Below are 7,137 nucleotides of genomic sequence, written 5' to 3' on the forward strand. Positions count from 1 at the left end.
ATTCTCATGCAACTCCAACTTAGAAAGGTGGTGACACCACATGCAGGTTAGTGTTCGCGACAACAACGTCGATCAGGCGCTCCGCGCCCTGAAGAAAAAGCTGCAGCGCGAAGGCGTGTTCCGTGAAATGAAGCTTCGGCAGCATTTCGAGAAGCCGTCCGAAAAGCGCGCACGCGAGAAGGCCGAGGCCATCCGCCGTGCTCGCAAGCTGGCGCGCAAGAAAGCCCAGCGCGAAGGTCTCCTCTAAGACCCGTACCGCAGCTCTTTGCGACACATCGAAGACGACCCCCGCGGCACCCGCCCGGGGGTTTGTCGTTTCCGGCACCCCTGCCGGCAGGAACCGGCAAGGTTCCCCCGCCTCACGAAATCGTTTACGGCCCGTGATGGCCAGAGCCCCTACCTTTCTCCGCAGGAAAGGTACGCAGATGTCAAACCCGACCCCCCGCCGCCGCTTCCTCCGCACCGCCGCTGGCTTTGCGGCCCTTGGCGTCCTTTCCCGGCCGGCGCAGGCCGCATTACTCACACCACGTCAGACCGAGGGGCCATTCTACCCCACCGGCTCCATGCGTCGCGCCGACATCGACAACGACCTCGTCCGCATTGCCGGCGCGGTGCGACAGGCGGGGGGTCACATCATCCGCCTCACGGGCCGCGTGCTCGACCGGTCCGGCCGGCCCATCCCGGAGGCGCGCGTCGAGATCTGGCAATGCGACGCGCAAGGCAATTACATGCATCCCCGCGACCGGCGCAGCGCCGATCACGACCCCGCCTTCCAGGGCTTCGGCCACGACATCACCGGCGCCGACGGGCGTTACACCTTCCGCACCATAAAGCCCGTCCCCTACCCCGGCCGTACGCCCCATATCCACGTCAAGGCCTTCGCCGGGGGGCGCGAGCTGACCACCCAGTTCTACCTCGCGGACGAGCCCGCCAACCAGCGCGACGGCCTCTTCCGCCGCCTCTCGCAAGCCGAACAGAACGCCGTCCTGATGCGCTTCGAGGAGACAGGCAAAGACCCGCAGGCCAGCGTCGACATCACGCTCTGACCACCGATATCGCTTGATGCGGCCGGCCCACTCGCCTATCCGGGGGCGAAGTTTTCACCTGCCGGACACCCGCCCCATGCCCAAAGACCTCCTGATCGATCGCATCCTGCTGGCCGCCATCGCCATCGTCTGCGTGATCTCCTATATCATCCACCTTTGGGATCCGGTCTATTTCACCACCGTCTACGCCTTCGAGGACAGGTTGGTCGAATACGCCACCGCGCTCTTCCTGCTGGTGGCCAGCGCCCTGCTGGTCTCCAACGCCCTGTCGCTCCGCGCAAAGGGCCTGACCCTCGCCGCCGTGCTGACCGCCGTCTACGCGCTGCTCTTCTTCCTCGGCGCAGGCGAGGAAGTCTCCTGGGGCCAGCGCATCTTCGGCTGGGAATCGGGCGAATTCTTCCAGGAAAACAACAAGCAGAACGAAACCAACTTCCACAACCTCGTGGTCGGCGGCACGCATCTGGCCAAGACGATCTTCGGCACCGGGCTGACGGCGGTGATCCTGCTTTACCTGATCGCCCTGCCGCTGCTATACCCGCGCGTCGGGGCCATCCGCCGTCTGGCCGACAGTCTGGCCATTCCGGTGCCGGGCCTGCGCCACACGCTCTTCGCCCTGGCCGCCAGCCTGGTGATCGTGGCGATGGGCGAGCAGAACCGCAAATGGGAAGTCTACGAGTTGATCTTCAGCCTGCTGATGGTCTCGATCTTCCTGCTACCCCAGAACCGCCACGCCACCCGCTGACGGCTTCTGCCCCGGGCCTGACCCGCCTCTCCCCGCCCCGGCCCCCGAGCCGGGGCCTCGCACCGGCAAGCTCAGATAATCTCGTCCTCGTCGAACAGCGGCGCCGCCTCCATATGCGCGTTCACGCCCTCCGCCGCATGGTCCGCCCGCGGCGTATCCGCCACGTGGAACAGCGCATCCCCCTCGTAGACCGTCGGCATGTTCGACCGCCCGATCACGATGCCGTGCCGGTCACAGACGACCTCGCTCTCTGCCTCGCCGAACGGGTCGGAGATCGCCCCCAGCACCGTGCCCGGCACCACCGCTGCCCCGATTGGCACGTAGCCGCGGAACACCCCGCCGGCGGGCGCCCGGTACCAGTGCGACTCGCTGGCCAGCACCGGCGCATGGCGCACCTTGGGCACGCCCTTGCCGCCGATCATCTTCAGGTGCTGCATCACCCGCAGGATGCCGCTCACCCCGGCCCGTGCCGCCAGCTCGTCGAAGCGCAGCCCCTCGCCGCCCTCATAGAGCAGCACGTCGACCCCCGCCGCCTCCGCCGCCATCCGAAGCGACCCCTCGCGCAGCTTCGACGGCAGCATCACCGGCGCCCCGAAGGCCCGGCCCAGCTCCGCCAGCCGCTCGTTGCCCGGCGTCAGCCGGATCTGCGGCAGGTTCAGCCGGTGAATCGCCGCCGAATGCAGGTCGATCCCCACATCCGCCCGCATTACCACTTCCTTCATGAAGATATGCGCCAGCCGCGACGCCATCGAGCCCTCGCTCAGCCCCGGAAAACTCCGGTTCAGATCGCGCCGGTCGGGCAGGTAGCGGGAATGGTTGTGAAACCCGAACGTGTTGACGATCGGGATCGCCATCAGCGTGCCGGCCATCGATTTCAGCGCCTTGGCCTTCAGAAGCCGCCGCACGATCTCCACCCCGATCACCTCGTCGCCATGCACGGCGGCCGAGACGAACATCACCGGGCCGGGCTTGCGGCCATGGATCACGTGCACCGACAGGTTCACCGGCGTATGATCCGACAACGTGCTCACCGGCACGTCCACCGTCCGGCGGGTGCCCACCTCGATCACGTGCCCGTTCAACTTGAATGCCTCGCGGCCGCTCATGCCTGTCGCCGTCCTGATCCCTCACCGGATGCCATAGGCAAAAACGCGCGGACTGTCCATCTCACGCCGGCCCCGTGGCCCGGCCCGCGCTTCTTCTGGCCGACAATACCCCGGCGGAGACGTTGAATTTCCGCTGGAAATCCAACGCCGGACCCAGCGCCCCTTCCGCCTACATCCCCACCTTGATCCGCCCGTCCGTATAGGGCGTGTACGGCCCGACCTTGGCCAGGTATTCGGCCATCACGTTCGCCACGTCCGGCCCGAAATCATAAGCGTCCTGCGCGTCGACGAACATCGCATAGCCGTCCCCGCCATTGCGGATATAGTTGTTCGACGCCACGCCATAGAGCTTCTCCGGGTCAAGCGCCTCGCCGCCCACCATCACGTCGGAGATCCGCTCGCCCACCGGCTTGGTCGGATTCACCGCAAAGCTCATCCCCGCCACCTGCGGGAACCGCCCGGCGCCCTCCTCGAACTGGCTCACCCCGTTCTCCAGCGCCTCCTTCAGCACCGACCCCTTCACCCGGAAGGTCGACAGCGTGTTCTGGAACGGTAGCACCGTCAGCACCTCGCCCATGGTGATCGGGCCGGCGTCGATGCTGGCCCGCACGCCCCCACCGTTCATGAAGGCCACCTCGATCCCCTGCCCCTTCACCCGGTCCAGCATCGCGTCGGCCACTAGGTTGCCCATCTCGCACTCGCCAGAGCGGCAGTTCACCCGGTCGCCCCCGATTGGCGCGGCCGCCTCGGCCACCACCTCGTTGCGGATCTCCTCCAGCGGCTGCGCGGCCTCGGTGATCCGGGCCTTCACGCCCGCGTCCTCGGCCACCCCCGCATCCATCAGCCGCGGCCCGCCGCTCGCCTCGACAATCTTGCCGGCATCGTCGAACGTCACCACCAACTCGCCCAGGTACTTGCCATAGGCATAGGCCTGCACCACCGCTGTATCGCCCACCATCGTCGGATAGGGCCCGGCGGCCGAGGCATCGTCGTTGGCCAGGAAGGTATTGGAATGCCCGCCCACGATCACGTCGACCCCCGTCGTGGCCTTCGCCACCGCCAGGTCGACGCCATAGCCCGAATGGCTCAGCACGATGATCTTGTTGACGCCCTGCTCCTCCAGCTTGTCGACCTCGGCCTGCACGGCATCGGCCGGCGGGGTGAAGATGATGTTCGGCCCGGGGCTTGCCAGCTCGTCGGTGTCCTGCGGCGTCAGACCGATCAGCCCCAGCTTCTCGCCCTCCCGCTCGATCACCGTCGACTTCATCAGCACGTCGGCCAGCAGCGGCTCCCCGCTCACATCCGCGTTCGACATCAGTACCGGGAACTCCACCGCGTTCATGAACCCGCGCAGCACCTCCGGCCCGTCGTCGAACTCGTGGTTGCCCACGGTCATCGCGTCATAGCCCAGCCGGTTCATCATCTCGGCCGCCAACTGACCCTTGTAATAGGTGTAGAACAGTGTCCCCTGGAACTGGTCGCCCCCATCGACAAGGATCGGGTTGACCGCGTCGGCCTTCAATTCGGCAATCGCCGTGGCCAGCCGGGCCGAGCCGCCGAAGCATTCACCGGCCTGGTTGTCCTCTTCGCCGCAGGTCGAATCATACTTGTTGATCGGCTCGAACCGGGCGTGGAAATCGTTGGTGTGCAGGATGGTCAGCACATAGTCGGCCTGCGCCATCCCGGCGGCTGCTGCGAAAACGCCCGCAAGGGCAAGACGGGTCAGCATGGTCTCAATCTCCTGTTGGTATTTTCCGGAGTTTGCCCGCCCTTTGGCGATCCGTCAAAGCCTTCCCGCTTGACCGGCGCAAGGCGGCGGGGCATCACCGCGCCATGCTGATCCTCAAGATTTTCCGCGCCGACGAATGGCAGGCCTTGCGCCGCGACGGCAAAACCGCCGGTGCGCCGGTGGACCTCGCCGACGGGTACATCCATTTCTCGACACCGCAACAGGCCGCCGAGACCGCGGCGAAGCACTTCGCCGGGGCCGATGACCTTGTCCTCGTCTCGGTCGAGGCCGACGATCTGGGCGATGCTCTCAAGTGGGAACCCTCCCGCGGCGGCGCCCTCTTCCCGCATCTCTACCGCGACCTGCACCTCACCGACATCGCCCGGGTGGAGCCCCTGCCGCTGGCCCACGGCACCCACGTCTTCCCCGAAGACATCGCCGGCCATGTCGACCCGACCCGGCCCCAGTTCCAGCTCTTCAAGGATCTCGACCGCGACCACCCGATCGAGATGCTCAACCTCGTCGCGCTGCGCGACCACGCCGCCTACCCCGCGGGCCACGACCTCGCCAACGCGGGCCTCACCGGCGCCGAGGCCTACCGCCGCTACGGCGCCGAAACCGCCCCCATCATCGACCGCCTCGGCGCCTCGATCCTCTGGCGGGGCGAGATGCAGGCGATGCTCATCGGCCCCGCGACGGAAAACTGGGATCACGCCTTCATCGCCCGCTATCCCACTGCCCACGCCTTCCTCGAAATGGTCACCGACCCGGTGTACCGCGAGGCCGTGATCCACCGACAGGCCGCCGTCCGCACCTCGCGCCTGATCCGCTGCAAACCGTCAGATACCGGCGGGGCCTTCGGATGAACCTCCTCGAGCGCGCCGGCCTCTCATTTCTCCACCGGTTCGACCCGGAAACCGCCCACGGGCTCAGCCTGCAGGCCCTACGCCTCGGCGCCGTGCCGCTGCCGGGCCTCGTCACCACGCCCCGCTTGCGCACGCAGCTCGCTGGCCTCCACCTGCCCAACCCGGTCGGGCTGGCGGCGGGCTACGACAAGAACGCCACCGCCCTCAGCCCCCTCTCCCGCGCCGGGTTCGGCTTCCTCGAGGCCGGCGCCGTCACCCCGCGCCCCCAGCCGGGCAACCCCCGACCCCGCCTCTTCCGCCTCACGAAAGACCGCGCCGTCATCAACCGTTTCGGCTTCAACAACGACGGCATGGAAGCGGTCGGCCACCGCCTCGCCACCCGTCCCCGCGACGCCGTCATCGGCCTCAACCTCGGCGCCAACAAGGACAGCGCCGACCGCGCCGAGGATTTCGCCCGCGTGCTGGCCCATTGCGGCCCGCATCTCGACTTCGCCACCGTCAACGTCTCCAGCCCCAACACCGAGAAGCTGCGCGACCTGCAGGGCGCCGAGGCGCTGGCCTCCCTCCTCTCGGGCGTCATGGCCGCCCGCGACACCCTGCCGAAACCGCTCCCGATCTTCCTCAAGATCGCCCCCGACCTGACCGACGCCGAGCTTTCCGAGATCGCCGACGTCGCCCGCCAGTCGGACCTTTCCGCCATCATCGCCACCAACACCACGCTGTCCCGCGAGGGCCTGACAAGCCCCGCGAAAGGCGAAGCCGGCGGCCTCTCCGGCCGCCCGCTTTTCGAGAAATCCACCCGCGTGCTGGCGAAACTCGCCCAGCTCACCGGCGGCGACATCCCCCTCATCGGCGTCGGCGGCATCGGCTCGGCCGAAGACGCCTACGCCAAGATCCGCGCCGGCGCCTCCGCGGTGCAGCTCTATTCGGCCATGGTCTACGAAGGCCTCTCGCTGGTCAAAGACATCGCCCGCGGCCTCGACCGCCTGCTCGAACAGGACGGCTTCACCAACGTCGCCGACGCCGTCGGCACAAGATCGAAGGACTGGCTATGACAACCATCTGGCACAATCCGCGCTGCTCGAAATCCCGGCAGGCCCTCGCCCTGCTCGAAGAACGCGGCGCCGAGATCACCATCCGCCGCTACCTCGACGAACCGCCCAGCCTCGCCGAACTGCAGGAGGCCCAGTCGAAACTCGGCCTGCCCGCCATCGAGATGATCCGCACGGGCGAGGCGGTGTTCAAGGAAATGGGCCTGTCGAAATCCGACCCCGACGACACCCTCCTCAAGGCCATGGCCGAGGCCCCGAAACTCATCGAACGCCCGGTCATCTTCTCCGGCGACCGCGCCGTCCTCGCCCGCCCCCCGGAAAAGGCCCTCGACATCCTCTGAGCCTCACGAGGTGGGTTCGCACCCACCCTACCCGTCCCGGCCCCGAGCCGGGACCTCGCGTCGCCGAAACAACGGTTCGGGCCCTCGATTTTCAGAACGAAACCGCTCGACCTGCCGTAGCAACTGTCTTTCTCATCCCGCCACTGGCTGGTGCTCCCTCTGATCCCGCAGCATGGCATTGAGGATAGTGAGCAGCTTGCGGGCGCAGGCGATGATGGCGAGTTTGACGGGCTTTCCCGCCTCCTGCAGCTTGCG

8 protein-coding genes and 2 pseudogenes are annotated in these 7,137 nt (G+C 67.3%); 7 read left to right on the forward strand and 3 right to left on the reverse strand.

The annotated features are described in order from the left end of the window. The first annotated feature begins 40 nt into the window (after positions 1–40). The 3 genes from rpsU to RLN94_RS10420 all read left to right on the forward strand — a co-directional run bounded on the left by rpsU (position 41) and on the right by RLN94_RS10420 (position 1,788). Positions 41–247 carry a 30S ribosomal protein S21 gene (rpsU, locus tag RLN94_RS10410; RefSeq protein WP_057812606.1) on the forward strand — a complete coding sequence of 69 codons (207 nt, stop codon included), beginning with the start codon at positions 41–43 and terminating at the stop codon, positions 245–247. A 178-nt stretch (positions 248–425) separates the two neighbouring features. After that, the gene (locus tag RLN94_RS10415; protein WP_350130652.1) at positions 426–1,046 is read left to right on the forward strand and encodes a dioxygenase family protein; all 621 of its coding nucleotides are present in this window, start codon (positions 426–428) and stop codon (positions 1,044–1,046) included. A gap of 76 nt (positions 1,047–1,122) precedes the next feature. Next, the gene (locus tag RLN94_RS10420; RefSeq protein WP_350130653.1) at positions 1,123–1,788 is read left to right on the forward strand and encodes a hypothetical protein; all 666 of its coding nucleotides are present in this window, start codon (positions 1,123–1,125) and stop codon (positions 1,786–1,788) included. Between the two features lie 71 nt (positions 1,789–1,859). On the opposite strand, the gene RLN94_RS10425 is transcribed toward RLN94_RS10420, so the two are convergent. Both RLN94_RS10425 and RLN94_RS10430 read right to left on the reverse strand, forming a co-directional pair. Further along, the gene (locus RLN94_RS10425; RefSeq protein ID WP_350130654.1) at positions 1,860–2,894 is read right to left on the reverse strand and encodes a succinylglutamate desuccinylase/aspartoacylase family protein; all 1,035 of its coding nucleotides are present in this window, start codon (positions 2,892–2,894) and stop codon (positions 1,860–1,862) included. A 169-nt stretch (positions 2,895–3,063) separates the two neighbouring features. After that, complete coding sequence (locus RLN94_RS10430) at positions 3,064–4,623, reverse strand: bifunctional metallophosphatase/5'-nucleotidase (protein WP_350130655.1); 1,560 nt, start codon at positions 4,621–4,623, stop codon at positions 3,064–3,066. Positions 4,624–4,727: 104 nt separating this feature from the next. On the opposite strand from RLN94_RS10430, the pseudogene RLN94_RS10435 reads away from it, so the two are divergent. The 4 genes and pseudogenes from RLN94_RS10435 to arsC form a co-directional block, all read left to right on the forward strand. Then, positions 4,728–5,051 (forward strand): annotated as a pseudogene (locus RLN94_RS10435) (DUF952 domain-containing protein); the annotation flags it as partial. 81 nt (positions 5,052–5,132) lie between these two features. Next, complete coding sequence (locus RLN94_RS10440; RefSeq protein WP_502949401.1) at positions 5,133–5,489, forward strand: DUF1330 domain-containing protein; 357 nt, start codon at positions 5,133–5,135, stop codon at positions 5,487–5,489. Continuing rightward, positions 5,486–6,544: a quinone-dependent dihydroorotate dehydrogenase gene (locus tag RLN94_RS10445; protein ID WP_350130656.1), complete on the forward strand. Its 1,059-nt coding sequence runs from the start codon at positions 5,486–5,488 to the stop codon at positions 6,542–6,544. Before RLN94_RS10440 ends, RLN94_RS10445 begins: the two co-directional genes overlap by 4 nt. Beyond that, on the forward strand, positions 6,541–6,882 hold the full coding sequence (gene arsC / locus RLN94_RS10450; RefSeq protein WP_350130657.1) for an arsenate reductase (glutaredoxin): 342 nt from the start codon (positions 6,541–6,543) through the stop codon (positions 6,880–6,882). The genes RLN94_RS10445 and arsC overlap by 4 nt, the downstream gene beginning before the upstream one ends. 132 nt (positions 6,883–7,014) lie before the next feature. Here arsC and RLN94_RS10455 read toward each other — a convergent pair. Then, positions 7,015–7,137: pseudogene (locus RLN94_RS10455) on the reverse strand (IS110 family transposase); the annotation flags it as partial.

Source organism: Roseovarius sp. (assembly GCF_040223625.1).
Classification (GTDB): Bacteria; Pseudomonadota; Alphaproteobacteria; order Rhodobacterales; family Rhodobacteraceae; genus Roseovarius.